This is a genomic window from Microcoleus sp. AT8-A3 (assembly GCF_036705675.1).
GTDB lineage: Bacteria > Cyanobacteriota > Cyanobacteriia > Cyanobacteriales > Microcoleaceae > Microcoleus.
Window position 1 is genome coordinate 12,207 of sequence record NZ_JAUBVD010000057.1, and the last position, 26,338, is coordinate 38,544.

The 26,338-nt window shown below is 43.5% G+C and carries 33 protein-coding genes; 16 read left to right on the plus strand and 17 right to left on the minus strand.

The features are described 5' to 3' along the window. Window positions 1-131 precede the first annotated feature (131 nt). Window positions 132-1,394: a lipid-A-disaccharide synthase gene (locus QUB51_RS24635; protein ID WP_333262713.1), complete on the minus strand. Its 1,263-nt coding sequence runs from the start codon at window positions 1,392-1,394 to the stop codon at window positions 132-134. 36 nt (window positions 1,395-1,430) lie between these two features. Between QUB51_RS24635 and QUB51_RS24640 the strand changes: the two genes are divergently transcribed. From QUB51_RS24640 to QUB51_RS24650, 3 genes are all read left to right on the plus strand, one after another. Further along, complete coding sequence (locus QUB51_RS24640) at window positions 1,431-1,907, plus strand: ankyrin repeat domain-containing protein (RefSeq protein WP_333054080.1); 477 nt, start codon at window positions 1,431-1,433, stop codon at window positions 1,905-1,907. A gap of 218 nt (window positions 1,908-2,125) precedes the next feature. Next, window positions 2,126-2,314 (plus strand): hypothetical protein, encoded by a 189-nt coding sequence (locus tag QUB51_RS24645; RefSeq protein WP_333054079.1) that lies wholly within the window; start codon window positions 2,126-2,128, stop codon window positions 2,312-2,314. An 18-nt stretch (window positions 2,315-2,332) separates the two neighbouring features. Further along, window positions 2,333-2,785 (plus strand): Uma2 family endonuclease, encoded by a 453-nt coding sequence (locus QUB51_RS24650; protein WP_333212365.1) that lies wholly within the window; start codon window positions 2,333-2,335, stop codon window positions 2,783-2,785. An 80-nt stretch (window positions 2,786-2,865) separates the two neighbouring features. Here the strand turns inward: QUB51_RS24650 and QUB51_RS24655 are convergent, their stop codons facing one another. The 3 genes from QUB51_RS24655 to QUB51_RS24665 all read right to left on the minus strand — a co-directional run bounded on the left by QUB51_RS24655 (window position 2,866) and on the right by QUB51_RS24665 (window position 6,381). Then, window positions 2,866-3,918: a calcium-binding protein gene (locus tag QUB51_RS24655; protein WP_333054078.1), complete on the minus strand. Its 1,053-nt coding sequence runs from the start codon at window positions 3,916-3,918 to the stop codon at window positions 2,866-2,868. Window positions 3,919-4,232: 314 nt separating this feature from the next. Further along, window positions 4,233-5,267 (minus strand): calcium-binding protein, encoded by a 1,035-nt coding sequence (locus QUB51_RS24660; protein ID WP_333054077.1) that lies wholly within the window; start codon window positions 5,265-5,267, stop codon window positions 4,233-4,235. Window positions 5,268-5,397: 130 nt separating this feature from the next. After that, the gene (locus tag QUB51_RS24665; RefSeq protein ID WP_333054076.1) at window positions 5,398-6,381 is read right to left on the minus strand and encodes a calcium-binding protein; all 984 of its coding nucleotides are present in this window, start codon (window positions 6,379-6,381) and stop codon (window positions 5,398-5,400) included. A gap of 535 nt (window positions 6,382-6,916) precedes the next feature. Here QUB51_RS24665 and QUB51_RS24670 point away from each other — a divergent pair. From QUB51_RS24670 to QUB51_RS24690, 5 genes are all read left to right on the plus strand, one after another. Then, window positions 6,917-10,912: a magnesium chelatase subunit H gene (locus QUB51_RS24670; RefSeq protein ID WP_333212322.1), complete on the plus strand. Its 3,996-nt coding sequence runs from the start codon at window positions 6,917-6,919 to the stop codon at window positions 10,910-10,912. A gap of 120 nt (window positions 10,913-11,032) precedes the next feature. Continuing rightward, window positions 11,033-13,120, plus strand: a complete 2,088-nt coding sequence (locus QUB51_RS24675) for a DUF262 domain-containing HNH endonuclease family protein (RefSeq protein ID WP_333054073.1) — start codon at window positions 11,033-11,035, stop codon at window positions 13,118-13,120. Between the two features lie 45 nt (window positions 13,121-13,165). Continuing rightward, the gene (locus tag QUB51_RS24680) at window positions 13,166-13,504 is read left to right on the plus strand and encodes a type II toxin-antitoxin system HicB family antitoxin (RefSeq protein WP_333054071.1); all 339 of its coding nucleotides are present in this window, start codon (window positions 13,166-13,168) and stop codon (window positions 13,502-13,504) included. An 88-nt stretch (window positions 13,505-13,592) separates the two neighbouring features. After that, the gene (locus tag QUB51_RS24685) at window positions 13,593-14,168 is read left to right on the plus strand and encodes a Uma2 family endonuclease (protein ID WP_333054070.1); all 576 of its coding nucleotides are present in this window, start codon (window positions 13,593-13,595) and stop codon (window positions 14,166-14,168) included. A gap of 93 nt (window positions 14,169-14,261) precedes the next feature. Then, a complete protein-coding gene (locus QUB51_RS24690; protein ID WP_333262716.1) occupies window positions 14,262-14,924 on the plus strand; it encodes a Uma2 family endonuclease in 663 nt (220 codons plus the stop codon). Window positions 14,925-15,229: 305 nt separating this feature from the next. Here the strand turns inward: QUB51_RS24690 and QUB51_RS24695 are convergent, their stop codons facing one another. Beyond that, on the minus strand, window positions 15,230-16,600 hold the full coding sequence (locus QUB51_RS24695; RefSeq protein WP_333262719.1) for an NB-ARC domain-containing protein: 1,371 nt from the start codon (window positions 16,598-16,600) through the stop codon (window positions 15,230-15,232). 172 nt (window positions 16,601-16,772) lie between these two features. Here QUB51_RS24695 and QUB51_RS24700 point away from each other — a divergent pair, with 172 nt between their 5' ends. Together QUB51_RS24700 and QUB51_RS24705 are read left to right on the plus strand one after the other, a co-directional pair. Next, window positions 16,773-17,222, plus strand: a complete 450-nt coding sequence (locus QUB51_RS24700) for a hypothetical protein (protein ID WP_333212331.1) — start codon at window positions 16,773-16,775, stop codon at window positions 17,220-17,222. 75 nt (window positions 17,223-17,297) lie between these two features. Beyond that, window positions 17,298-17,459 carry a hypothetical protein gene (locus tag QUB51_RS24705; protein ID WP_333212333.1) on the plus strand — a complete coding sequence of 54 codons (162 nt, stop codon included), beginning with the start codon at window positions 17,298-17,300 and terminating at the stop codon, window positions 17,457-17,459. On the opposite strand, the gene QUB51_RS24710 is transcribed toward QUB51_RS24705, so the two are convergent. From QUB51_RS24710 to QUB51_RS24750, 9 genes are all read right to left on the minus strand, one after another. Continuing rightward, a complete protein-coding gene (locus QUB51_RS24710; RefSeq protein WP_190739752.1) occupies window positions 17,427-17,777 on the minus strand; it encodes a type II toxin-antitoxin system PemK/MazF family toxin in 351 nt (116 codons plus the stop codon). The two genes, QUB51_RS24705 and QUB51_RS24710, sit on opposite strands and share 33 nt — an antisense overlap. Continuing rightward, entirely contained in the window at window positions 17,774-18,028 is a 255-nt protein-coding gene (locus QUB51_RS24715; RefSeq protein ID WP_333212335.1) for a hypothetical protein, read from the minus strand. Before QUB51_RS24715 ends, QUB51_RS24710 begins: the two co-directional genes overlap by 4 nt. 34 nt (window positions 18,029-18,062) lie before the next feature. After that, complete coding sequence (locus tag QUB51_RS24720) at window positions 18,063-18,212, minus strand: hypothetical protein (RefSeq protein WP_333212337.1); 150 nt, start codon at window positions 18,210-18,212, stop codon at window positions 18,063-18,065. An 84-nt stretch (window positions 18,213-18,296) separates the two neighbouring features. Then, window positions 18,297-18,473 carry a DUF433 domain-containing protein gene (locus tag QUB51_RS24725; RefSeq protein ID WP_333212339.1) on the minus strand — a complete coding sequence of 59 codons (177 nt, stop codon included), beginning with the start codon at window positions 18,471-18,473 and terminating at the stop codon, window positions 18,297-18,299. A gap of 80 nt (window positions 18,474-18,553) precedes the next feature. Beyond that, window positions 18,554-18,766 (minus strand): ParE family toxin-like protein, encoded by a 213-nt coding sequence (locus QUB51_RS24730; protein ID WP_333212341.1) that lies wholly within the window; start codon window positions 18,764-18,766, stop codon window positions 18,554-18,556. A gap of 42 nt (window positions 18,767-18,808) precedes the next feature. Next, a complete protein-coding gene (locus QUB51_RS24735) occupies window positions 18,809-19,009 on the minus strand; it encodes a hypothetical protein (protein WP_333212343.1) in 201 nt (66 codons plus the stop codon). 115 nt (window positions 19,010-19,124) lie between these two features. Next, a complete protein-coding gene (locus tag QUB51_RS24740) occupies window positions 19,125-19,376 on the minus strand; it encodes a type II toxin-antitoxin system RelE/ParE family toxin (protein WP_333212345.1) in 252 nt (83 codons plus the stop codon). After that, entirely contained in the window at window positions 19,373-19,615 is a 243-nt protein-coding gene (locus QUB51_RS24745; RefSeq protein WP_333212346.1) for a hypothetical protein, read from the minus strand. The genes QUB51_RS24740 and QUB51_RS24745 overlap by 4 nt, the downstream gene beginning before the upstream one ends. A 103-nt stretch (window positions 19,616-19,718) precedes the next feature. Next, on the minus strand, window positions 19,719-19,916 hold the full coding sequence (locus QUB51_RS24750; protein WP_333212349.1) for a hypothetical protein: 198 nt from the start codon (window positions 19,914-19,916) through the stop codon (window positions 19,719-19,721). A 154-nt stretch (window positions 19,917-20,070) separates the two neighbouring features. Between QUB51_RS24750 and QUB51_RS24755 the strand changes: the two genes are divergently transcribed. The 3 genes from QUB51_RS24755 to QUB51_RS24765 all read left to right on the plus strand — a co-directional run bounded on the left by QUB51_RS24755 (window position 20,071) and on the right by QUB51_RS24765 (window position 20,948). Further along, window positions 20,071-20,331, plus strand: a complete 261-nt coding sequence (locus QUB51_RS24755) for a helix-turn-helix domain-containing protein (RefSeq protein WP_333112273.1) — start codon at window positions 20,071-20,073, stop codon at window positions 20,329-20,331. Between the two features lie 36 nt (window positions 20,332-20,367). Further along, on the plus strand, window positions 20,368-20,619 hold the full coding sequence (locus QUB51_RS24760; protein ID WP_333262724.1) for a helix-turn-helix transcriptional regulator: 252 nt from the start codon (window positions 20,368-20,370) through the stop codon (window positions 20,617-20,619). A 71-nt stretch (window positions 20,620-20,690) separates the two neighbouring features. Beyond that, complete coding sequence (locus QUB51_RS24765; RefSeq protein ID WP_333262727.1) at window positions 20,691-20,948, plus strand: BrnA antitoxin family protein; 258 nt, start codon at window positions 20,691-20,693, stop codon at window positions 20,946-20,948. 50 nt (window positions 20,949-20,998) lie between these two features. On the opposite strand, the gene QUB51_RS24770 is transcribed toward QUB51_RS24765, so the two are convergent. The 3 genes from QUB51_RS24770 to QUB51_RS24780 all read right to left on the minus strand — a co-directional run bounded on the left by QUB51_RS24770 (window position 20,999) and on the right by QUB51_RS24780 (window position 23,032). Further along, entirely contained in the window at window positions 20,999-21,364 is a 366-nt protein-coding gene (locus QUB51_RS24770; protein ID WP_333212355.1) for a type II toxin-antitoxin system VapC family toxin, read from the minus strand. A gap of 3 nt (window positions 21,365-21,367) precedes the next feature. Continuing rightward, window positions 21,368-21,631 carry a hypothetical protein gene (locus QUB51_RS24775; protein WP_333262730.1) on the minus strand — a complete coding sequence of 88 codons (264 nt, stop codon included), beginning with the start codon at window positions 21,629-21,631 and terminating at the stop codon, window positions 21,368-21,370. A 189-nt stretch (window positions 21,632-21,820) separates the two neighbouring features. Next, entirely contained in the window at window positions 21,821-23,032 is a 1,212-nt protein-coding gene (locus QUB51_RS24780) for a glycosyltransferase family 2 protein (protein ID WP_333262731.1), read from the minus strand. Window positions 23,033-23,155: 123 nt separating this feature from the next. Here QUB51_RS24780 and QUB51_RS24785 point away from each other — a divergent pair, with 123 nt between their 5' ends. The 3 genes from QUB51_RS24785 to glcD all read left to right on the plus strand — a co-directional run bounded on the left by QUB51_RS24785 (window position 23,156) and on the right by glcD (window position 26,170). Continuing rightward, complete coding sequence (locus QUB51_RS24785; RefSeq protein ID WP_333054053.1) at window positions 23,156-23,548, plus strand: transporter; 393 nt, start codon at window positions 23,156-23,158, stop codon at window positions 23,546-23,548. A gap of 192 nt (window positions 23,549-23,740) precedes the next feature. Continuing rightward, the gene (locus QUB51_RS24790) at window positions 23,741-24,625 is read left to right on the plus strand and encodes a DUF6671 family protein (RefSeq protein ID WP_333054052.1); all 885 of its coding nucleotides are present in this window, start codon (window positions 23,741-23,743) and stop codon (window positions 24,623-24,625) included. A gap of 69 nt (window positions 24,626-24,694) precedes the next feature. Then, window positions 24,695-26,170: a glycolate oxidase subunit GlcD gene (glcD, locus tag QUB51_RS24795; protein WP_333212363.1), complete on the plus strand. Its 1,476-nt coding sequence runs from the start codon at window positions 24,695-24,697 to the stop codon at window positions 26,168-26,170. The last annotated feature ends 168 nt before the right edge of the window (window positions 26,171-26,338 follow it).

The following is a 26,338-nucleotide window of genomic DNA, read 5'->3' on the forward strand; positions in this document are numbered from 1 at the left end:
TTTCCTATTTTATTTATAAAATACGGGAATAATGCAGATTGAGATTTACCGTTGGGTGGGGGCGGGTTTATTTAGATTATGAATTACAGTCAGAGATAGTTGGTGAACCTGCCCCTACCAGGTTTTATTGATTATTGCACCTCAATTTCTTCACAAACCAATTCAGCAATTTTTTTCGCCGCCCCCGATTCTCCTCGAACCGCACGCAAACGATCGCCCATTTGTGCTAATTTATCAGGATGGCTCAAATAGTCGATCGCCAATTGAGCAATTACTTCCGGTTCCAGCTTCCCAATTAACTCCGGCACAATCTCCTCCTGTGCCCAAATATTCGGCCAAGCATAAAGCTTTCCCTTTCCCAATTGCCAGATTAGCCAATTAATCGCCGTAGCAAAAACTGAACCGACTAACGGCAAATTAGCCAGCAAACCGGGCAAACCATCCCAAGCTTTCATCGCATCCAATTGCTGCGTGGGTATCAAAACAATCATCGGTACGGCTAACGAACCCAATTCGGCAGTATTCGCTCCCACAGTAGTTAAACAAAGGCTGCATTCTGATAGCAAATCGTAGGCTGGTGTCTGCGTCCAAAGTTCTACTTGCAAGTTATTTTCTGTCTGCAAAAACGGCGTTTCTGTTAAATGAAGTTCGGCGCTAGCGTTCTCAAATAAATGCAGGCAAGGATTTTGTTTCGGATCGGCAAAACGTGCTAGAGTTTGCACATCTATCGTAGGAGCAACGGGAATTACAAAGCGAGTTTGAGGGCGAAGGCGATGGATGGATTGGGCGATCGACAAACATAACGGTACACCTAAAGCTAATTTAGCCGCTTTAGAACCGGGCAACAATCCAATTAATTCTATTTTCCGTAGGGGCGCTGCCCCCGTGCCCGCCCTGCCCGATTTCTCGTTCCCTACTTCGGCGATCAAATCTCCAACAACTGTAAATTTATTAGCATAATTTTGGGGAATTTTAGCAAAAACTTCTGGTTTCATCGCCGCAAATTTATCAATCCAGCGATACCAGCGCGCGTCCCATTCAGCATAAATAACAGTGCGATATTTTAGCCTTTTTCCAATAACAACCGTAAAAAATTGATCGCCGCCTAAAAACAAAACAACTCCTGTTTCATACCAATCCCAATTTCCAGCAGTTTTGCCCGATAATAAGAATGGAAAAAAATGCTCCGGTGCTTGCACTCTGTCAACTTCTGGGTAGGAAGATGCGATTTGTGCTTCTTTCCCGGTGGCGTGCGGACAGGGGGACAGCACCACAGAGATTCGCGCTTGAGTGCCCGCGTTTGCCAATTGCTGGCGCAAAGCTTGCACGGCGGGACGCACCCAAGTTGCCAATTCTCCGGGGCCGTTGGAGAGGATTAAAATATCTACTGCCATAGGATTTAAGATTTGAAAGGATGCAAGGGAGAATTTATGACAAATTTAATTGATGCCGTCAAGACGGGTGATGTTGCCGCTGTAGAAAGTGCGATCGAACAGCGTGCAGATATCAATGCCAAAGATGAGGAAGGTGCGACGGCTTTGACAACTGCGGCTGAGGCTGGCAATTCGGCGATCGTCAAAAAATTGCTGGCGGTTGGTGCGGATGTCAACAGTCAGGATAATGACGGGTGGACGCCGTTAATGAGTGCCGCTGCTGCCGGACATACGGAGATTGTACAGCTTTTGCTGGAGGCGGGGGCGGATGTGAATGCTAAAACTAATTTTGGTTTGACGGCTTTGATGAGTGCTGCAGGTAGCGGGCGCACTCAAGTTGTGGAATTTTTAATCGATAAAGGAGCTGATATCAAAGCGTATGATAATAATACTTGGACTGCCTTAATTTGGGCGTCTTCCGAGGGTCACAAAGATGCGGTTGAGGTTTTGAAGCTAGCGCGCGATCGCCATTAGAACTATTGCCAAAATACAATGCACCCCACCCCAACCCTCCCCTTAGTAAGGGGAGGGGGCAAGATTATTCTTGTTTCCCCCCTTAATAAGGGGGGACTAAGGGGGGTGAATTTGACTTTTGCCAGATATAATAGATTAAAAACTTAGAAACCGGGTTTATTCGAGAAACCCGGTTTCTGGAGGGTACAATTAATGAATAAATTTGCCCTTTTCCTATCATGGTACTGTTCGATCGAGAAATGCGTTTGCCAACTAGCGCCGAACTTCCTTCTTCGGATGATACTCCTGTGGATAACGAAAATCAAAACTTTCTTCCCAACTTACTGTTATTCTTGCTCAAATTTCACTGGCTGCAGCGGAACGACTGGTTTTTTGCCGTGGATATGGGAGTTTATCACACGACGTGAGTAAGTCATCTGGTTCCAATCGTTCCTGACGGCTTCTTGAGTTTGGGTGTCGAAAGATTCAAAGGCGATACTTTGCGCCTTAGTTACGTCCTGTGGGAAGAAAATAATATTCCCCCGATTTTTGCCCTAGAGATTGTTTCTCAAACTTACGGCGGTGAATACGATAAAAAAATTGATATTTATGCCCGGTTGGGCGTGCTGTACTATGTGATTTACAATCCCTACTACTGGCGACGAGACCAACATCAACCGTTTGAAGTTTATCGTTTGGTAAATGGCGAGTACGAACAGCAAATTGGTGAACCTTTCTGGATGCCGGAAGTGGGTTTAGGCATTGGTCGAGGTCGTTACAGCGATGGGGAAACACCGTTGGAGGTTTTGTACTGGTTTGACGAACGAGGTAGTAGGTATTTGACGGCTGAAGAATTGGTAGATCAATATCGCGATCGCTTCGGCGAGTTGCCGGAATAGGCAAGTGCGATCGCCCATTTTTTGAAAGTGCGATCGTACCAACAGCACACCAATGCCACTCCCGAATAGGTGCGATAATTCTATCCAATTAAAAGTGTTGCAAAAGGCGATTCTGGTAATAGATTCAACTTGAGATTTCCGCCACCTTCAATAACCGCGATCGTGTCAAAGCGACTAACTTGAGTAACTCCATTTTGAAAATCGGTTGGAAAGCCGTTCGTTTGGATAGCTAAATCTCGATTATTGTTGATCGGAACAATCAAGAATTGCTCTAAATCATACCCTGCTAGCTGGATGCTGTCCTGACCTTGGGTAAAGTTCCGAATAGTAGCAAAACCCGACCCGATGTAGAACTGTGCGATTCCGGCCGGGTTCCCCTTACTGCCTACTAAAGGTGTACCAAGTACAAATGTATCGCGGCCGCTACCGCCAAGGAGAGTATCGAATTCATTGTTGCCGTCACTTTCATAATTTCTACCGGAACCAAAGCCATTACCTGTACCTAAACCTACTTCAACTCCAATTAATTCAACTTTCCCCATCCCGGAACCAGTCAGGATGTCATTCCCGGAAGTTCCGACAAAAGTAGCAGACCGATTTGGCTCGTTTTTGCCGAAATTGACGTAATGTTCGCGACCAGTTTTCAAGGCTCCCGATTCTACAAACGGCAGAATGTCGAGGTTTTTTTGTAAGTATTCCGGTTCCAATAAAGAAGTCCCAAACTGACCGTCTTTGATGCCGAATTCAATGAAATGCTGGTAGCCATTTTTAAAAGTTCCATTCTGAATAAACGGCTGCAACTGTCGGTTATTTGCTACATAAAACGCTTCGTCATACTCAGCGGATACGCGAGTGCGACCTTCTTCGTAACCGAACTGGATAAAGTGGTCTAGCCCGGTCGCAAAAGGCGCATTTGGGTTGTTGGGGGTGCGGACTAAGGCAGCGATGTCGGGGTTGCCCGCAAGGTAAGTAGCTTCGTCAAAATATCGCGATACTTTAGTTAAGCCGCCGGCTTGACCGAATTTTTCAAAGTGTTCTTTTCCAGATTGGATAACTCCTGCATCAATGGCTGGTTTCACCCAAGGATATTGAGCAAGGTAGTATTTTTCGTCAAAAATTGCGTAATTAGCCATGTTTTCCCACTGCGGCTTTAATGAGCTGTTTATGCAATTTATCAATAATCCAGAACTGAGACAATTACCTGATCGGGTGATTTTTTCCAACAGTCCTATCTCACTTATGCTCTATGCTTTATAGCGGATAAAGTGAGACAGACTGGAGGATTAAAGGTATTTCTCATGCCAATTTCGGGCCAATTTAGATTTGCTCCCCCCTGAATTATGGCAATTGTATCTCCCGATTTGTGAATTAATTAGTCTTCCCATGATGGACTAAGGCAAACCCTGAATAGCTTGGATATTTCTACCCAACTAAAGAGCTAATAAGACTATATCCTTGTAATTAGTTGATTATAAGTGAGATTTCCGCCACCTTCAATAACAGCAATCGTATCAGAGGGAGTGGTTTCTGTAACTCCATTGTTAACGACGAGTAAGCCCTTCTGTTGAATAGCTAAATCTCGATTATTGTTGATGGGAAATACCAATAATCGATCTGAGGAAATCGCTAGCTCGATGATATCCTGACCTTGCGTAAAGTTCCGAATTGTAGCAAAACCCGGCCCGATGTAGAACTGGTCAAAGGAAATCATCTGTCTACCACTTCCTATACCGACAGATATACTCCTCAACTCGAATGTATCCCGGCCGCTACCGCCAGTTAGAGTATCGAATTCATTGCTGCCGTCACTCCCATAATATCGCCTGGGGAAGGGAACGCCATTAATTCTTGTAACATCACTTAGTTCAACTCCTATTAATTCGGTATTCCCCACCCCTACACCAGTGAGGATGTCATTGCCGGAAGTTCCGACAAAAGTAGCAGACCGGTTTGGCTCGTTTTTCCCGAAATTGAAGTAGTGTTCGCGACCAGTTTTCAAGGCTCCCGATTCGACAACCCGCCGAACATCGGGATTGCTTTCTAAGTATCGTGTTTCCAAAAATGAAGTCCCAAACTCACCCTCTTTTAGGCCGAATTGAATGAAATGCTGGTAGCCGTTTTTAAAGGTTCCATTCTGAATAAACGGCTGCAACTGCTGATTATTTGCTACATAAAATGCTTCGTCATACTCAGGCGATACGCGAGTGCGACCTTCTTCGTAACCGTATTGGATAAAGTGATCTAAGCCTGTAGCAAAAGGCGCATTTGGATTGTTAGGAGTGCGGACAAAGGGTTTAAGGTCTGGATTTCCCTCAAGGTAAGTTTCTTCGTCAAAATACCGCGAGATTTTTGTGAGGCCGGCGGCTTGACCAAATTTTTCAAAGTGTTCTCTTCCAGATTTGATGATGCCTGCATCAATGGCTGGTTTCAGCCACGGATATTGCGAAAGGTAGTATTGTTCGTCGAAGATATCGTAATTCATAGTTGGCTGTTTAAAGTAAAGTGCGATCGTACTTTTTTATAAAACCATCGCCCACCACCAATAAAAAATCATTAATCATCAGCCTGAGCTAATGACTAATGACCAATGACTAATGACCAGTGACCAATGACTATCCAATCAAGAAAGTACCATTACCGTTAGATTCTTGGAAGCTTAAACCCAAGCTTGCTCCTCCTTCAATCACGCCTAGCACGTCTCCAAAACGCTGGATTGACAAATTGCTACCAACCGGAGTCAGGCTGTAGCCGTTTAAAGAAGTTCCTTGCAGTTGGATAAAATCGCTTTCTATGTCGAAGTTGCGAATGGTAGCTTGACCGTTACCCAAATACAGCGGTGTCGGGGTGACATTCCCGGCTGTAGCAGGAACTCCGAGTACGAATCTATCAGCTCCCGGACCACCAATCAGGACATCGAATTCATTTGTGCCAAAGCTTTCATACTGCCGATTGCCTTGGGGATCAATACCTACTTCCACTCCCACAAGTTCGACATCGCCCACGCCCACACCAGTTAAAACATCGTTGGTACGGGTGCCGACAAAAGTCGCGTCGCGGGCAGGCTCAAATTGTCCAAAATTGAAAAAGTGTTCGCGCCCTGTTTTCAAGTTTCCAGAGTTGACAAACGGCACGATGTCGGGGTTTTCTTTTAAGTATTCCGGTTCAAAAAATGAAGTCCCAAACCGACCTTCTTTTGCCCCGAATTGAATGAAATGGTCGAAGCCTGATTTGAAAGTTCCGTTTTGAACGAACGGTTGGAGTTCAGAGTTGTTTGTTAAATAAAAGCTTTCGTTGTATTCGGGTGATACTTGGGCGCGGCGCTGTCCTTCATCGTAACCGAACTGGATAAAGTGATCGAGGCCTGTAGCAAAAGGTGCGTTTGGGTTGACTGTGCGGACAAAGGCTGCGAGGTCTTGATTCCCAGCAAGGTAAGCATTTTCGTCAAAATAACGCGATACTTTGGTTAGACCGCCGGCTTGACCAAATTTTTCAAAGTGTTCTCTCCCAGATGAGATGACTCCGGCGTCAATGGCTGGTTTGACCCAAGGATATGAAGCCAGGTAGAATTGTTCGTCGAAAATTGCGTAGTTAGCCATGTTTTCCCCCTAAAGTTTTGATGAGTTTGATCGTGAATATTCATTAGTTTTCGATGAACTGGAGCGCCGATCAGGAATTTACACCAAACGGACGTTATAAAATGGTTTTAAGTTCCTGGTATAATATCACTTTTTGTGACTCAGCAATTATCCGAAGGCTACATTATGCCTTCAAAAATTATACCTTTTTCCCCTCAGTTAATTGCTCTATCGCAAGTGTGATCACTTCTACAAAAGTGGGAACTTTTTTCAGGATTTTTTTCTCAATTTTTTGTTAATTTTAAATTATTTTTATCCTAATAATTAATCGTATACATATAATCACAATAAAGTCAAGTAAACTTTTGTAAATAAAAATTGGAGTATTTGCTCAAGGAATTTATAAAAAAATGTAACGAAAATTTGACCTAAATTTGTCGAATTGTGTCATGTGCAGGCTCAAATCGCCTAATGGCAAGCGTTTTCTGGTAAAAATGCTTATGGGATAAAAAAATTCCCGATTCCCGAAAACAGCATCTTAAAGGAGCCTAACCGGATGTTCACTCACGTCAAGCCCACCATTCGCCACGTTGTGCCGGAAAACTTGCAGGGGCGATCGCTCATGAAGGTGGTCTATGTCGTACTGGAACCGCAGTATCAAAGCGCCCTGTCGGCAGCGGTTCGATCGATAAACCAGAAAAATCCGAATTTGGCAATAGAAATCAGCGGCTACCTGATCGAGGAACTCCGCAGCCCGGAAAATTACGAGGCCTTCAAGCGGGATGTGGCGGATGCCAATGTATTTATTGCTTCTCTAATTTTCATCGAAGATTTGGCAGAAAAAGTGGTAGCGGCAGTTGAACCGCTGCGCGACAGCTTGGATGTCGCCGTCGTCTTCCCGTCGATGCCAGGGGTGATGCGACTCAATAAAATGGGCAGTTTCTCGATGGCACAGTTGGGACAAAGCAAAAGTGCGATCGGCGAATTCATGAAAAAACGGAAGGAAAAATCCGGGAGTTCCTTCCAAGACGGAATGCTGAAACTGCTGCAAACTTTGCCGAAAGTGCTGAAATATTTGCCCATCGACAAAGCCCAAGATGCCCGCAACTTCATGCTGAGTTTCCAGTATTGGCTGGGGGGTTCCCAAGAAAACTTGGAAAACTTCTTGCTGATGCTGTCACATAAATATGTCTTCAAAGGCCAGTCACAGCCGACTTTCCAAGAACCTGTTGTCTACCCAGACATGGGAATTTGGCATCCTTTGGCATCGTCGATGTTTGAAGATGTAAAAGCATATCTGACTTGGTTTAATGCCCGTACAGATATTTCTGCGGATCTCAAAGATCCCCTCGCACCCTGCATTGGTTTAGTGTTGCAACGCACTCACTTAGTCACAGGTGATGACGCGCACTATGTAGCAATGGTGCAGGAATTGGAGGCAATGGGGGCGCGGGTGGTGCCGATTTTTGCCGGCGGTTTGGACTTCTCGAAACCTGTGGAAACTTTTTTCTTGGAAGTCGGGGCAAAAGGTGTGACACCTCTGCCGATTGTTGATGCGGTGGTTTCTCTGACTGGTTTTGCTTTGGTGGGCGGCCCGGCGAAACAAGATCACCCGAAGGCGATCGAATCTTTGAAAAAATTAAATTGCCCTTACATGGTGGCTTTGCCGCTGGTTTTCCAAACGACGGAAGAATGGGAAGATAGCGATTTAGGCTTGCACCCGATTCAAGTTGCTTTGCAAGTTGCGATTCCTGAGTTGGATGGTGCGATCGAACCGATTATTGTGTCGGGACGTGATGGCGCAACTGGCAAGGCGATCGCCCTGCAAGATCGAATTGAAGCAATTTCCCAGCGCGCCATGAAATGGGCAATGCTGCGCCGCAAACCAAAATTAGATAAGAAAGTTGCGATCACAGTTTTCAGTTTTCCTCCAGATAAAGGCAACGTCGGAACAGCAGCTTACTTGGACGTTTTCGGCTCGATTTACGAAGTATTGAAAGCCTTAAAAGGTAATGGTTACGACTTGCCAGAATTGCCGGATTCCGCCGAAAAACTGATGCAAGAAGTCATCCATGACGCAACAGCCCAATACCAAAGTCCCGAATTAAATATTGCTTACCGGATGTCCGTAGCTGAATACGAAGAATTCACTCCTTACTCGGAACGGTTGCAAGAAAATTGGGGGCCGCCTCCGGGACATTTGAACAGCGACGGACAAAATTTGCTGATTTTTGGCAAACATTTTGGCAATGTGTTTATCGGAGTGCAACCTACTTTTGGATACGAAGGCGATCCGATGCGGTTGTTATTCTCTCGTTCTGCTAGCCCGCACCACGGTTTTGCTGCTTACTATACATATTTGGAGCGCATTTGGGGTGCGGATGCGGTGCTGCACTTTGGCACTCATGGTTCGCTAGAATTCATGCCCGGTAAGCAGATGGGAATGTCTGTCGATTGTTATCCTGACAGTTTGATCGGCAAGATTCCTAACCTCTATTATTACGCTGCTAATAATCCGAGTGAGGCAACAATTGCTAAGCGCCGCAGTTATGCTGAAACAATCAGTTATCTGACTCCTCCGGCTGAAAATGCTGGGTTGTACAAAGGTTTGCAGGAACTCAGCGAGTTAATTGCTTCTTATCAAACTTTGAAAGAGACTGGGCGCGGTGTGCCGATTGTGGATGCGATCGTCGAAAAATGCCGTTTGGTGAATTTGGATAAGGATATCGCGTTACCTCCCGAACAAGAACGAGGGGTTGCTGCGGATATGACTGCCGAGGAACGGGATAATTTAGTTGGCTTGGTTTACCGCAAGTTGATGGAGATTGAGTCGCGGTTGTTACCTTGCGGTTTGCACGTGATCGGTAAGCCGCCGACTGCTGAAGAGGCGATCGCAACTTTGGTTAACATTGCCAATTTAGACCGGGAAGAAGACGGATTAATCAGTTTGTCGCGGATTATTGCTCAAAGTCTCGATCGCAATATTGACGAGATATACACCAACAACGACAAAGGCATTTTAGCAGATGTTGAATTGTTACAAAACATCACCTTAGCCTGTCGGGATGCTGTTGGCGCTTTGGTGAAGGAACAAACTGATGCTGAGGGTCGAGTTTCCCTGGTTTCCAAGTTGAATTTCTTCAACATGGGCAAGAAAACACCTTGGATTGAAGCCTTGCACGCAGCGGGTTACAAAAAGGTCGATCCAGAACTGATTAAACCGCTGTTTGAGTATCTAGAATTCTGCTTGGAACAAGTTTGCGCCGATAACGAATTGGGCGCATTATTGCGCGCCCTAGAAGGCGAATACATTATCCCTGGCCCAGGCGGCGATCCGATTCGCAACCCGGATGTTTTGCCGACTGGGAAGAATATGCACGCTTTGGACCCGCAGTCAATCCCCACCACAGGGGCGATTAAGTCTGCTAAGGTTGTAGTCGATCGGCTGTTAGAAAGACAGCGCGTTGATAACGGCGGAAATTACCCAGAAACCATCGCCGTTGTGTTGTGGGGAACCGACAACATCAAGACTTACGGCGAATCCCTCGCCCAAGTAATGTGGATGGTGGGAGTGAAGCCAGTTCCCGACGCTTTGGGCCGGGTAAACAAACTCGAATTGCTTTCTTTAGAAGAGTTGGGACGCCCTCGGATCGACGTAGTAATTAACTGTTCTGGCGTATTCCGCGACTTGTTCATTAACCAAATGAATTTGTTAGATAAAGCCGTGAAAATGGCAGCGGAAGCCGACGAACCGTTAGAAATGAATTTCGTCCGCAAACACGCATTGAAGCAAGCGGAAGAAATGGGAATCAACCTGCGACAAGCAGCAACCCGCGTATTTTCCAATGCCTCTGGTTCCTATTCATCTAACGTCAACTTGGCGGTGGAAAACAGCACTTGGGAAAGCGAAGCCGAGTTGCAGGAAATGTACTTAACTCGCAAATCCTTCGCCTTTTCTTCCGACAATCCCGGAACAATGGAACAAGACCGGAAGATTTTTGAATCATCCTTGAAAACTGCGGAAGTCACCTTCCAGAACTTGGATTCTGCCGAGATTTCCCTAACCGACGTGTCGCACTATTTCGACTCCGATCCGACTAAATTGATCGGCAGTTTGCGCGCAGATGGGAAGAAACCGACATCCTTTGTTGCTGATACCACCACAGCCAACGCGCAGGTGCGGACGCTATCAGAAACAGTGCGTTTAGATTCGCGCACAAAGCTGCTGAATCCGAAGTGGTACGAGGGGATGTTGTCGCACGGTTATGAAGGCGTGCGGGAGATTTCTAAGCGTCTGGTGAATACGACTGGATGGAGTGCGACGGCGGGCGCTGTGGATAATTGGGTGTATGAGGATGTCAACACTACGTTTATCCAAGATGAGGAGATGCAGAAGCGTTTGCTTAACTTAAATCCTCATTCGTTCCGCAAGATTGTCAGCACTTTGCTTGAGGTGAATGGCCGGGGTTATTGGGAGACTTCGGAGAACAATTTGGATCGTCTGCGTGAGTTGTATCAGGAGGTGGAAGACCGGATTGAGGGGGTAGAATAGGATTGTTTGGGGCAGGCCTCTGGGCCTGCCTCTTGACTATGATTAGAATATTCCACTTGGTAGCGATACCTGTGGCTTAAGTGACGAACAAATCTTTAGATATATTTGGAGTGATTGGCAATGAAAGCAGATAGTTGGAAAATTGCCAAAGTTTTCAGTTCCGGTGGTGAAATTCATTATGTTATGCCCCACTTTCAACGCCAATATAGTTGGGAAAAAACTGAATGGGAAGTGTTATTAAAGGATGCGATCGCAATTTATGATGAATACGATCCCGAAAAAGAACCAGAACATTTTATAGGATCTCTGGTAGTCATCAATGATGGAACACGCGGCATAATGACAGCTTTTAACTTGGTTGATGGCCAGCAACGTTTGACCACCTTATCCTTACTATTTCTTGTTTTGCGGGATATTATCAAGCCCACCGATCAAAAGCTTGCTAAGAAAATCAATAAATTTGTAGTCAATTCAGATGAAGAAGGCGAAGGTGATGTTTATTTTAAACTTTTACCAACCAATAAATATGGCGATCGCCAAGCTTATCAAGCGATTATTTTAGAAGAAAATTATAAGCAATTTACTGAATCTGGCATACCTAAAGCTTATAATTATTTTCTTCCCGAAATCGAATCTAAAGTTAAAGAAGGTGAACTAGATATTGGTAAGTTTTTTACAGTATTACAGAACTGTTTTCAACTTGTTTTCATAGAACTTAATAAAGATGAAAATCCTTATCATATTTTTGAAAGTCTGAATGCCAAAGGCAAACCGTTAACTCAGGCCGATTTAGTCCGCAACTATATGGCGATGATGTTACCAACATCTCAGCAAGAAAATGCTTTTACTAAATATTGGGAAAAAATTGAGGGATTATTGCAAGAAAAACGAATAGTTGGGAAATCAGGGATGGGTGAATTAACGGCTTTTCTTCGGCATTATTTAGCAATGGAAACGAGAAATCTTTGTGCCGAATCCCATATTTATGCACGATTTCGTGATTATTGTAAAAAATTAGATGACCAAGCATTTGTCCTAGAAATTGCTAATCTCCTAAAATTTGCTGAATATTATGACAAACTACTGCGACCTGACAATGAAGACAACGAAAATATTAAAATAGTATTATTGCGCCTCAATACTTTCGACCTTTCTACTGCTTATCCGTTTTTATTAACGCTCTATAATGAGTATAAATCTCAAAAGATTGATCGTGAGGAGTTTATCGAATGCTTAAAATCACTAGAAAATTATTTGGTTCGTCGGTATATTTGTGGAAAACAAACAAACTATCTTAATAAAATGTTCCCCTCCATTTGGAAAGATGTAGAAGCAATGAAAAATGAAGATGAAGAAATCACTTTGCCAGAAGCTTTGCAAAAAGTTTTGATTGCCAAGCAATATCCTAATGATAATGATGTTAGACAATCAATTAAAAGCCGTCAACTTTATGAGAAAAACACTCACAAAATATGTCTTGTTATAGAAACAATTAATCGCCACTTGTCTAAGGGAAAAGGTGGGTTTACTGTCCTTGATCAAAAATCAACTATTGAGCATATTTTGCCACAAACGTCAAGCGAAGATTGGGAGAATGAACTTGGAGGTGAATTTCAACAAATCTACCGAGATTATTTACATACCTTGGGGAATTTAACTTTAGTTACTCCTGAGTGGAATTCACAACTTTCTAATTCATCATTTCTGGTGAAAAAGCAAAAACTGGCTGAACACGCTTTGCGAATTAATAGTGACTATTTTTCTCAAAGTATTAACCGATGGGATGAAAAAGCTATTCTCGAACGAGCTAATTTTCTCAGCATTAAGTTTATCGAAATTTGGCCATCTCTTGGAGAACATGAAGTATTTCCTACTCGCACATCCGGTAAGCCAAAGTTGATTAAAATCTGTGGTGACGAAATTCCACTTCCTAAGCAAACCTGGCGACAAGTTACAATTCAATGCTGTGAGTGGGTGATTAAAAATAGATCGGATCGCTTTGAAAAGGCTAGAAATTTACTTAAACCTCATTTCCAAGAGAATCGCCCGGATAAAAATAGTGATGGAAATGAATGGCAGAAGTTAACAAATGGATATTGGGTTAATTTACACAAACCTGCGAAGGATCATAGAAAATTTTGTCGTCGTTTTCTAGAAGCAGTTGGGATCTCAGAAGACGATTGGAGTATCGAATATGTCAGTGATTAGGAATGATTATTTATAGTTTTGTTAAAAGGAAGAAGTATTACAACCATGATGACTTACAAAGGTTACAGTGCTAACATTGAAGTAGATTTAGCAGCCGAAATTCTTTTCGGACGAGTCCTCGATATTAATGACGTAGTGACTTTTAAAGCACAAACTATTGAAGAAGCTCGCCAAGAATTCCAAAATTCGATCGATGATTATCTAGACTTTTGCAAAGAATTAGGACAGGAACCTGATAAACCATTTTCAGGTAAACTTCCCTTCCGCACTACTCCCGAACATCACCGCAAAATCTTTATTGCAGCAAAGAAGGCTGGCAAAAGTATTAACAATTGGATGGATGAGGTTTTAATTAAGGCGGCAGAGCAAGCAATTAACACTTAATTAGCTTAGGATTGCGATCGCCCTCGCAACTCAGTCAATATGCTACAATCCCCAATAAAGGTCATTTAGCCCGCGATAAAATACCGCTATGACTACCCTCACCCTCAATCTAAACCCAATTATTAAGCTGACAGACGAGCAATTTTTTCAACTCTGTCAGGAGAATGAAAATATTAGATTGGAACGCACAGCGCAAGGAGAATTAATTATCATGTCACCAGCAGGAGGGGAAACTGGAAGCAGCAATGCAGGATTAACAGCACAGATTTGGATTTGGAATCAGCAGAGTAAACTGGGTAAAGTTTTTGATTCTTCAACAGGGTTCAAACTTCCTAATAATGCAAATAGAGCGCCTGATGCTTCTTGGGTAAAATTAGAACGCTGGGATGCACTAACTTCCGAACAACAAAAGAAATTTCCCCCCATTTGTCCTGATTTTGTGGTTGAGTTAATGTCTCCCAGCGATAGTTTGAAAGACACTCAGGATAAGATGAAAGAATATCGAGATAACGGTGCTGTTTTAGGTTGGTTGATTAATCGCAAATCACGGCAAGTAGAGATTTATCGTCAGGATCGAGAAGTTGAAGTGTTAGAATCTCCAGCCACTGTATCAGGTGAAGATGTTCTCCCCGGATTTATTTTGAATCTTGAATCAATCTGGTAATGTACGCGCGTGCGAAGCTATCCCGCAGGGAATCGCACCTGTCCAATGTTTAAGAGAGTAAAATAGAGTTAAAGTTCTCGTGGAGTATTTGCAATGGTTCAAACCCAGGCGTACAGTAAAGAAGAGCTTGCAGGTTCTCACCTGATTTTACATGATATCAGTTGGGAAACCTACGAACAGTTGTTAGAAATATTTGCGGAACGTTCAACGCCGCGCATGACTTACTATCAGGGAACTTTAGAACTCATGGTACCTTTACCAGAACATGAGAGGTATAGCTGGACTCTCGGTCGGCTAATTGTAGCACTTTCTGAGGAAATTGGGATTGAAATTATCGGATTAAAATCATCTACTTGGCGTTCGGAACCGAAAAAAGCTGGCAACGAAGCTGATGAATGTTTTTATATCCAAAATGAAGCTTTAATGCGGGGAAAGTTAACTATCGATCTCAAAAATGACCCGCCGCCAGACTTAGCTGTGGAAATTGATTTGACTAGCTCATCTATCAATAAAATGGCGGTTTATGCGGAACTTAAAGTGCCGGAGGTTTGGATTTGGAAGAAGGGGAAACTAATAATTAACATTTTAAATGATACGGGTTATGTCGAGTCGGAAACCAGTTTGGCATTTGCCTCCTTTCCTGTCAAAGAACTGGCACAGTTTATGAACCTCGACTCAGAAAAGGGAGAGAATGCGAGAATTAGAGAGTTTCGGGAGTGGGCGCGATCGCACTTACAGCATATTCCAGGTTTGTGAAGTACACCTCAGAAACCGGGTTTCTTTACAGTTCTAGCCTTTAAACTGATTCTGTTCAAGAAACCCGGTTTCTCTGTACTACACATATATGGAATATGCTGTAAATTAAATCCGGGTTTGTTACCTCGACATCTTGCACCATTTTTAATAACCTGTAGGGGCGGGTTCGCCAATAGCCTGAAAGCTTGCAGACAGATTAAATAAACCCGCCCTCGTCCCCTACTCCCCACGAATAACCCTGTCTGGTAAAATAAAGACGGCGGTTGAAACCGCAGCTACACCAACAAAGTCCTAGCAGAGAGGGACTAAGAATACTGAGTTTTTACATACTGTTTCAACACGGGATTCAAACTAAACAAAGTTATATTTTCCTCTTCTATTGCTTCCAATAAAAACCGATTTGCGATCGATCGCACTGCATTGACTATTTCTGACGGCGAAAATGGTATTTTGTTGAAAATTTGCGACACAGCAAGGGGTTCAGGTTGATTAGCCAGGTGAACCATCAGTGCCAACTCTGCCGGAGTCAAACGCCCAAAAGGTTGAGATAACTGAGATTGCAACCCTTCATCTAAAATCGGCATCTCGCACTGCAAAAACTCAGAAACTCTCCCCCCAAACAACTCTTGAATCAGCGTTGCAGTGAACTCCAACCACAGAGGATTGCCTTGATAAATATCAATCAAAGTTGACCATTTTTCCTCATCGGATAACTTTTGTGAGTTCAAAATTTCTTTAGCTGCTTCTCCCAAACTTCCCAATACAAAACATCGCACGGGATGATGATCTTTTGATAATCTGGCAATTTCTCTGGGTTTTTCCCAACTATTCAATATCAAACTACTTTGATGACAGACTTCGGCAATTAGTTTAAAAAATAACTGATAATCTTCATATCCAGTTTTATATTGTCCCGCTAGTTGCCCGCTGCCGAAAAGCATCTGTACGTCATCGAGGACAATCAGACAGCGGTTTTTTCGCAGGTAATCGAGGATTTGGGCAATTTTGGTTTCGATGCTTTGGGGAATTTCTGATTGTTGGGAAAAGATTTGCAGCAGGTTGGTGAGGGTTGCATCGAGGGTGGGGGAAAAGCGGAGGCTGCGATAGATGACGTAATCGAATTGGGTTTTGATGCGATCGATCAGGCTTAGGGAGAGGGTTGTTTTGCCGATGCCGCTAATACCTAAAATGGTAATGAGGCGAATCTCTTGATTAATTACCCAATCTTTGAGAGTAGAGAGTTCGTTATTTCGGCTGTAAAAATAGGGAAATTTAGGGGCGTTATTGAGGTGAAGTTTAGGGCTAAATATTTTTTGCTTTGAGGGTGAGTTATTTTTGGGATGATTAGTTTTGTTACAGACGCTAATGTTATTAGTAACCCCTACAATACCACTAACAATTACACCAGAAACTTGATTAAAATTTGTTTTTTCTAAAATAGCTTTAACGTTAGCTTTTCTAACCTTTTCTCCTAATAACTCAGACAAAAGTTTCCATAAATCAGAAGCGGTATCACCGACATGACTTTCACTATATCCAGATTTGATAGCAATTTCAGAATAAGTTTTATCTTGTAAAGTACCTTCTAAAACAGATTTTTGTATAAAATCCAGATGTGACCCTGTTTTCTCAAAAAGTAGCTCATCTAAAATATCAACAACCTGGGCTATGTTCATAAATTAAAAAGATGTGATAATTTTAGTCATTATATCATAAGTTTCCTAAGTTTCCTAAGTTTCCTAATTTAATTGTCATTATTAAGTCCCGAAGTTTCCTAAACAGGTACTTGGTTGATGTAGTTTAGAATATTTTAAAACGTATGTATCTTACCACACAGGAGTTTTTTAAATGAAAATTAAAACTTTTGTAATATTAGGTTCCCTGTTTGCCAGTTTGGGATTTTTTTCAGCAACAACAGTATTAGCTCAAGGCAAAATTGTAAATTATCAAGGGAAACAATATCTTGTACTACCAAAAAGTGAAGAACTAGGACCAAGTGTGCGCTGTAGCCGTGATGGTGAAAGCTGCTATTCTTTAGGTATAGTTGATTGCAACGAAACGGCGTGTATATATGGATTGTCTCTGATCACTACGAGAACTATATTTCATAACCCTATCCATGCAGATGCTTGCTGGCGTGTCGGTTCTACCTATGAATACATCCTTGCAACCAGTGGTGTTGACTGTAGAATATATGGAGTGTCTAATCGAGTAATTCAAGAAAAAATGAGGCAGGGAGAAGATACTAAAAGAAGATTAGATGATGCTTATCGAAGGCTTCGAGAATTAAGCAATTAATCAGGTGACTTTGCACTAAATTACCTTCAGATTCAATAGGGTGATCCGTCCCTCAAACTAAACGTAGATTGATGTTTGCGTAGTTCAAATAAAATCACAGGCGATCGCCCTGATTTTCCCAAAGTGCGATCGCCCTTATCTTCCCAAAGTGCGATCGCCCTTATTTTCCCAAAGTACGATCGCCCATCTCTTCCTCAAGTGCAATTAAACTTGACCAGGCAAATCCAACGCAATTAATAAAGCTTGATTCAGCAGAAGTATTGCTTCATCACTAAGCATTCCTCGTAAACTCAATAAACGAGATTTAGATAATACCCGTACTTGATCTGCCATAGCGATAGAATCATTGGTTAATCCACCGTCGGGAGCTTTAATTAATACCTGAGTGGGATAAACTCGTTTACCAGTTTGATAAGTAGTGCAGGGAATAGCCAAAACTACAGGGCTATATGTATTGATTGTAGCTCGACTAACGATGATAACAGGACGGGTTCCTCCTTGTTCAGAACCCTCAACAGGTTCAAGTCTAGCATCATAGACTTCTCCCCGGTTCATACAGGAGATTCTCCCAATTGCAACGCTTCCCAACTCGCTACCGCAAACTCAGCCTCCATCTGTAGCACTTGAGCTTGATACTCTGGATCTTGTACCATTTCAATCAGTGCTGCATCAATTTCCGATCGTTTACCCTGAGTTTGGGTTGTTACCCGATCGCGCATCAATGCTGACAATACTTCTAAAAGCTGCTGTTGCTCGTCAGGAGTGAGATTTTGAGCCTGACTCAGTACCTCGCTATAAGTAGACATAGGCTTTATGTTGAGATTTTTTGGCTGATTGTTATTATAGCAATTTAGGATCGAGGGAAGTGCGATCGCCCTTATTTTCCCAAAGTGCGATCGCCCTTATCTTCCTCAAGTCCGATCGCCCTTTTCTTTCCAACACCAAACTAATTAACACCCTATCTAAGCGGTTTTCTAAACCGATGTCCATCAGGTTCTACAACCACAAATGCCCCTTTTAGTTCTACTTCAGAGTAATTTTCTATAACTCCTCCTAGTTCCTTATGAACTTCATTTAACGCAAGCACGCCCGAATATCATCCATTTCCAGATCGGGATAGTAGTCTCGGATAATTTCTCCAAAAGAAAGCCCTTCATTTAGTAATTCGAGAACGCTCTGTACAGTAATGCGCGTACCCATTATGCAAGGCTTACCGAAGTGAATTTGAGGGTTGACGGAGATTCTGTCCATTTTGACCACGCAGCTCTATGTCTCTTCTATTTTAAGTCATCAGGTAGGCGATCGCAACCTGTATTTTTTCACCAGTGGCATTATTTTCCAATCAGCCGATCGTACTCTGCGTGCGTACCAATCCAAAACCACAAAATACCTGTTTTAATTTCAATACCCAACGCCCGATAAGCTTGTCCGGCCCTTACAGACCAATAATTACCAACCTTCTTAAAATGCAGAGAAGGATGAGACGGATCTGCCTTCAGCAACTCATAACACTGATCTGCTGTAGCTTGTACACTTGATGGCAAAGCATTGTAACAATCCCAAAACTTTCTCCTTCGTATAGTGCATTAAATCGCTCGATAATTACCACTCTCACAATCTGCGATCGCTTCTGCTGCTAAAGCATCCAGTTTACCCTCAGCAATATCTTTCTCTAACTGAACATCCCATCGTTGGTAATCCAAATTTAGAAACCACTCTAACAACTCTCCAATCTTGTTGGGCGGAAGTTGGAGAATCGCATTTTCTATCTGTTCAAGAGTCAACATAGGCTATCTTAACTTACACTAAAGTTCGTTGATTTTTTTGCTGGTTATTTATTATATCTCAATTCGGGATTCGGGGAAAAGCGATCGCCCTTTTCTTCCCAAAGTACGATCGCCCTTATTTGTAAACATCTCCCCTAGAATTAATCGCAGTCACAACATATACTTGGTTCTCCCTGTCTTCTACAAAAAGTATCCGATATTTACCGACTCGCAGCCTTAATTCAGGACGACCTTTAAGTTGCTTAATGTCAAGCCCTCTATCGTCACTTACTAAAGTATCTAAAGCATTGACAATTCGTACTTGGTCATCCGGTTGCATTCGCGATAAATAGCGTTCTGCTGCTTTCAGGAAAATGTAGTCAGTCAATTGTTTTCTGCAAATAGCTTCAATTTGAGTTCTTGGGAGGATATCCCCCGATCGCGACCAGCTTGGTAATCTTGCCAAGCAGCCTCGCTCTCTGCTATTTCTTCTGCTGAAATTACTTCATCATCTTCGGCAACTTCTTCCCGTAACTGAATCATCTTTTTCAAGTCTTCTAATAACCGCAGTTGGTCTGCAAGCGTGAGGCTTTTAACTTGATTCAGTACCTTGCTATAAGTAAACATAGACTTGGTTGTAAGAGTTTTTGCTTGCTCTCTATTATATCTCCATTTAAAATTATGGGAAAAGCGATCGCCCTTTTATTCCCAAAGTTCGATCGCTCTTATACTATCTTGCACAATTTGTTAGCTGTTGCGAATTCACCTCAAAGGCGATCGCAAACTCCGCTTGCGGCAGCAATCTTTTGATAATCCGCAAGTGTTCCTCGGCATCGTTTCGGCGGCGAAAACGCGCCACAGTCAGGCGTTGCAGGTTGGGCAGGTGGCGGTAAATCACCCACGGGTAAAGTTGTTGTTTGTAGTTCATCCTAGTTCTGCAATAGATTGCGGACAAAATGAGACACTAGAAAGGCAGGACAAGTTAACCCCTAACTAGCTTTTAGTGGTTTGTCCTCTCTTAGTTACTTTAACGCCATTATGACGCGCCATTAATTGTATGTCAATATGACGCGCCAAATTTTATGAAAAAAGACAGAAGGCCTCAAGATAGTGATTCACCAATAGAGACGCTGAGAATTGAGCGGACGCAGCTTTCTCAGGCGGAATTTGCGGTGCAGTGCGGTATCCCCTTGCGAACTTATCAGCGGTGGATTTCCGGCGAAACAGAAGCAAAACCAACGCCTCGGCAGTGGAAAACCATGATGCGATTGCTACAAATTGAATCAGCCCTGGAAATTCCCGATGATTTCGGACCGATCGCTGTGAAGGAAAATGAAGATTAGAAAACCATCGCTTTCTGGGCGATCGTACCCGGTATTATGACAAAGCGAAGACAACCTCAAGAAGAAGCTGGCGAATCACCGCTGAAAAAGCTCAGAGATGAGTTAGGAATGTCCCAAGAAGAATTTGCTAGGCAAATTGGGACATCGGTACGCACTGTGAGTCGCTGGGAAGCCGGAGATAACGTGCCGACATTCACAATTGCCCAGATGAAAGCTTTGGCAAATTTTTTGCGATCGCGCGGGTTAACTCTTGATGACTTGCCCGATCGCTTTGGCCCGCCTGAGTGAGTATCCGATCGCCCTTTATGCTATCCTATAAGTATATACGCTTTGTATATACAGTTTTAGGCACTTTGAATATGACTATCTCGCCCAAACGACTTGAAGAATTAGAAAATATTCCAGAATCCGCAATCGATACCTCTGATATTCCTGAATTAGATGCGAATTTTTGGGGAAAAGCAAAACTCGTAACACCACTGACAAAACAAGCTATTTCTTTAAGGGTTGATAGCGATGTATTAGATTGGTTTAAAAGCCAAGGAAAAGGCTATCAATCTCTAATGAACGCTGTGCTGCGCTCTTATGTTGAACATCATGTAAAAAGCAGTGAATAAATAAATGTGCGATCGCCCTTATCTTCCTAAAGTGCGATCGCCCATCTTTCTTAAACCTCAAACGGGTTAATCAGTGTGAGTTCAGCAATCCACAGAAAATCCCCTATATTTCTTGTTACTAAAGTTCTGTCATATACCAAAGCCGTTGCCGCAATAATAGCATCCCCAAGTGTCATGCTCCTTATCTCTCGCAACAGCACTGCGCGATCGAGTACAGTGTTAGAAATTGGTACAACCTCCACCACACCAAAGAATTCCTCAAAGTACAATCTATACTCTTCAGTTAGCCGATGATAACCCAAGACTTCAAGGTAACTTATTGCCGACACAATTATGTCATTTTCGCCAATAAAATGCCTAATCTGCGAGTTTTCTGGCTGGGAAGCGTAGATAATAATATTACTGTCTAGCAACATTCATTATTCATCCCTACCTGGAAGTGGACGGTCTTGACGCAAATCTCGCTGCCATTCCACTGGATCGCTAATATCAGCAAATACATTGTTTGCTGCAATTTTTTCCAATACTTCAACTATTCTATGACGGCGAAACTCCGCACTTAAAGTCGATCTATCTTCTTGTAAAGTAACGTAAACTCTGACAGGCCTATCGCCCTGTGTTGGAACCTCATTAGCCCATTCTAAAAGGTTTCCCTTTAATATAGCCTCAAATATTCGCTGCATAGCTAATATCAACTATTCTTAATTTTTACTATTATAACAATTTTGAGCATTAAAGCTACCTGTTTGATTATACCAGACAATCTGAAATTTTGCTCCTGCGGCCCCGATATTGCCTGCAGTGCGATCGCCCTGAACTTCCCCTGGATGGAAATTTAGTTTTGAGGAATGTTGCCCGTAACTTTAATGTTATCACCTACGCTTCAAGCTCAGCACGCTGAGAAAAAAGCTCGACAAAACCATCTGCAAACCGACAGTCAGGCAAGTGAGCGAGGGAATAACCAAACGCAGAGTTTTAGAAGGATCGAGAGAACCGAAAGCAGTTTCCCTCCAGATAGTTAATGACAAGAACGAGCCAACTATTCCGATTAATATCAGTGTGACTCCGACAATCAATCCTGTCTCTAGGGTGACATAGCGAAATATTTTGTTTAGTTTGGGGTCTTCGGGCAGGAATTTCTCGCTGATGGCGAAAACTTTGGTGAAAAAAGCGAAAGTGACTGCTTGAAAACCGATGATAATTGCGATCGCACCATACAGCAGCGTGTGTACATCAAAGCTGATACTCCCAATCTTTTGAGTACCGGGTAACAGCCAAATGCTAACAATTAGACCCCAAATCATCAGCGCAGTACCCGGATACAAAAACAGCCACCGAGGGCTGTAAAGCAGCAAAAATCGGAGGTGCCGCCAGCCATCTCGCCAAGTTCTCAAGTGCGGCGGGCGGCTGCGGCCGTCGGGAGAAAGTACGGTTGGGATTTCAGTTATCCGCAGCTTGTATACAGAGGCCTTGACTACCATTTCGCTAGCAAATTCCATCCCCGTTGTTTGCAAGTCGAGTTTCAAAATAGAGTCTCTCCTAAAACCCCTGAGTCCGCAGTGAAAATCGCCGACGGGACTTGCAAAAAATAGCCGCCCAACCCATGTCAGCACCGGATTTCCTAAATATTTGTGCAGCGGCGGCATTGCACCCGGTTTGATGCCCCCTTGAAATCGGTTTCCCATCACTAAGTCGAAACCTTCTCGCAATTTGTGGACAAAAAAGCCGAGGTTGGAAAAATTGTAGCTGTCGTCAGCATCGCCCATGATAATATAAACTCCGCGCGCTGCGATGATGCCTCCCATGAGGGCGCTGCCGTAGCCTTTGGCTGCTACGGGCACAACTCTCGCTCCCATTCTGGTAGCGATAGCTTGAGAACCGTCAGTGCTGCCGTTGTCTGCTATGATGACCTCGCCTGCAATATCAAGTTCGCGCAGGGACTTCTGTGCCTTCTCGATGCAGATTTCTAAAGTTTCTGCTTCGTTCAGACAAGGCATGACTATCGATAGTTCTAGAGTGTATTCTCCGCTTGGGTTGGTCTGCTCTGCCATATATTTGTTCGACTCTCGATCGCGATCGACCATACTTGATTTTCCCGTATCTCTGCTTAAAATATTAGTGGTGAATAAAACCTAGCCAAACTTAATTAAAGTTTTTCAGGTTTTTGGGAACGGCAATTTTTGATTGTACTATAGGTTCGTAAATTTATGAATAGAAGCGTTTTTCTGTTATTGCTTGCCGCAATATTGTGCGGCGTCGCAGGTCAATTTAGTCTGAAGGCAGGAGCTAAAATATTAGGGCCCATTGGCGCTGCTAATTTAATAGAAAAAATTATAGCAATGGCTACTCAGCCGTTGATAGTAACTGGTCTTTCTTTGTATGCAATTTCTTCGATCGGCTTTATTGTAGTTTTGTCGCGGGCAAACCTTAGCATAGTCTCGCCTTTACTGTCAATTAGTTACCTATTTACTGTTTTAGGTGGCAAACTGATATTTCACGAGCCTTTGCCGCCGCTGCGGTTGGTAGGCGTGGCGCTAATTATGACGGGAGTAATTTTTGTACTCAGAGGTCAAGCTGGGGGAGTGACTGGAGGCAACTAATACGATTTTAGATTTTAGATTTTAGATTGACGATTGACGATTGGAGAATTTTAAATTAAGTCCACAGGTGAATATCACGGATATTTAACTGAGTTCTAAAATTTAGATTCGGAAGTTAAGTCAGGGTTTCTATCGGTTGTGGGGCGGTGGAAAGGGTGTATGTGAGTTTTTTTCCTAAAATAATGCTGCTGTATGTCTAATATTTATGAGCCTGTGAATCCCAATCAATTATTGAGAGATCGCACCGCAGTTCTTGCTACCATGCACCAAAAAGAACGGGTGATGGCTCCCGTTTTGGAACGAGAATTTGGCGTAAATATTCTAGTACCTGCGGCGCTTGACACAGACAGTTTCGGCACATTCACCAGAGAAGTTAAACGCTTAGGAACACAAATAGAAGCGGCTCGCCATAAAGCACAAAAAGCCCTAGAAATTGCGGGCGAAACTCTTGCCTTTGCCAGCGAAGGTTTTTTCGGCCCTCACCCAATGATGCCCTATCTGCCAGCTAACAGAGAAATCGTAATTTTATTAGATCGAGCCAACAATCTAGAACTCATCGGCGACTCTTTCTCGGTTGAAACTAACTACAGTCACCAGTTAGTTTCCAGTATAGAAGAAGCAGATGATTTTGCTAAAAAAGCTGGATTTCCCGAACACGCACTGGTGGTTATAGTTGGCGATGCTGCCCTCGGTAACGGCGAAATTGTCAAGGGCATTAAGACAGAAAAACAATTTTTTGACGCTGTGACAGCAGGCTTAAAAAAATCGTCAACCGGCAGAGTTCACATCGAAACAGATATGCGGGCGATGTACAATCCAACTCGGATGAAAAACATCGAAAATGCAACTCTGGATTTAGTTAAAAAATTTAAGCAATTCTGCCCGGAGTGCGGTTGGCCGGGATTCGATATTGCTGAGACGAAAATCGGATTGCCCTGCGAACTTTGCTATTTTCCGACTCAGCTAGTGCGATCGGCAATCTATAAATGCAAAAACTGCGGTTATACTAAAGAAAAACTATTTCCCGACGGTCGAGAGACTGCCGATCCTTCCCTGTGTCAATATTGCAACCCTTAGAAAAATAATTGGCTAAACTTAGTAAAATTTGTCACAATATTATTGATAGTTCCCTAATTAAATTCACTAATGATAGCCGTAGAAACAGAACGCAACTGGAAACCCGTTATTAAAGAATTCGAGGCTGTAGTCGGCAAAAATGGCGTCGTACAGCGCCGCGAAGAATTGATTGTCTACGAGTGCGACGGACTCGCCAGCTATCGCCAGCGACCCGCCGTGGTGGTATTGCCTCGAACTACAGAGGAAGTGGCGCAATTGGTCAAAATATGCGATCGCAACTCAATTCCCTGGGTTGCTAGAGGCGCAGGCACCGGCCTTTCCGGCGGCGCTTTGCCTGTAGAAAACTGCGTGCTGATTGTCACTGCCCTGATGCGAAAAATCCTGAAAGTAGACTTAGAAAATCAGCAAGTAGTCGTGCAACCGGGAGTAATTAATAACTGGGTAACGCAAGCAGTTAGCGGCGCTGGTTTCTACTACGCGCCAGATCCTTCCAGTCAAATTATTTGTTCGATTGGCGGCAACGTTGCCGAAAATTCTGGTGGCGTTCACTGCCTCAAATACGGAGTCACAACGAATCACGTTTTAGGATTAAAATTGGTACTTCCCGACGGTTCAATTGTCGATGTCGGTGGCGAAATTCCCGAAATGCCCGGTTACGATTTAACTGGTGTATTTGTCGGTTCCGAAGGCACTTTAGGAATCGCCACAGAAGTTACTTTGCGAATTCTCAAAGCGCCGGAATCTATTTGCGTTCTCCTAGCCGATTTTTCCAGTATAGAAGCAGCGGGCGAATCGGTTTCCGATATTATCAGCGCTGGCATTATTCCCGGCGGCATGGAAATCATGGACAACATCAGCATCAATGCTGTGGAAGATGTGGTGGCAACTGGATGTTATCCCCGCGATGCGGCGGCAATTCTCCTCGTAGAAATCGACGGTTTAGAAGTGGAAGTTGCCACAAACAAACAGCGAATTGCTGATATTTGCAAGCATAACGGAGCACGAAATATCACCACGGCAACTGACCCGGAAACGCGCCTAAAAATTTGGAAAGGGCGGAAAGCTGCTTTTGCTGCGGCGGGTCATCTCAGCCCGGATTATTACGTGCAAGACGGCGTAATTCCCCGAACGCAAATGGCTTATGTTTTGAAAGAAATTGAGGGCTTGAGCGAGAAATACGGTTATCGGATTGCGAATGTATTTCACGCGGGAGATGGGAATTTGCACCCGCTGATTCTGTACGATAACTCGGTAAAAGGTGCGCTGGAAAAGGTGGAAGAATTGGGCGGGGAAATTCTCAGGCTTTGCGTGAAAGTTGGGGGAAGTCTTTCGGGGGAACACGGCATCGGTGCTGACAAGAAGTGTTTTATGCCGGATATGTTTTCGGAGGTTGATTTGGAGACGATGCAGTGGGTGCGTCAGGTGTTTAATCCGAAAGGTTTAGCGAATCCTGGGAAGATGTTTCCGACGCCGAAGACTTGCGGGGAAGCGGCGAGGGCTAAGGTTGAAACTTTTAAGAAGTTGGAGGGTGCGGAGGTTTTTTAATTCGCTTTTTATGCGGGTAATGTGAGCAGAAAAACACCCTGAAGTTGTTTCTAGAATGGGGAGGCAGAGCCTCTAAGGAATCAGAATTAAATAACTTCCACTCTTGAAAGTGGGATGGGCGTCCCGCCCGGGCAAAAAGGACGGGCGGGACGCCCAACCCCCCATAAC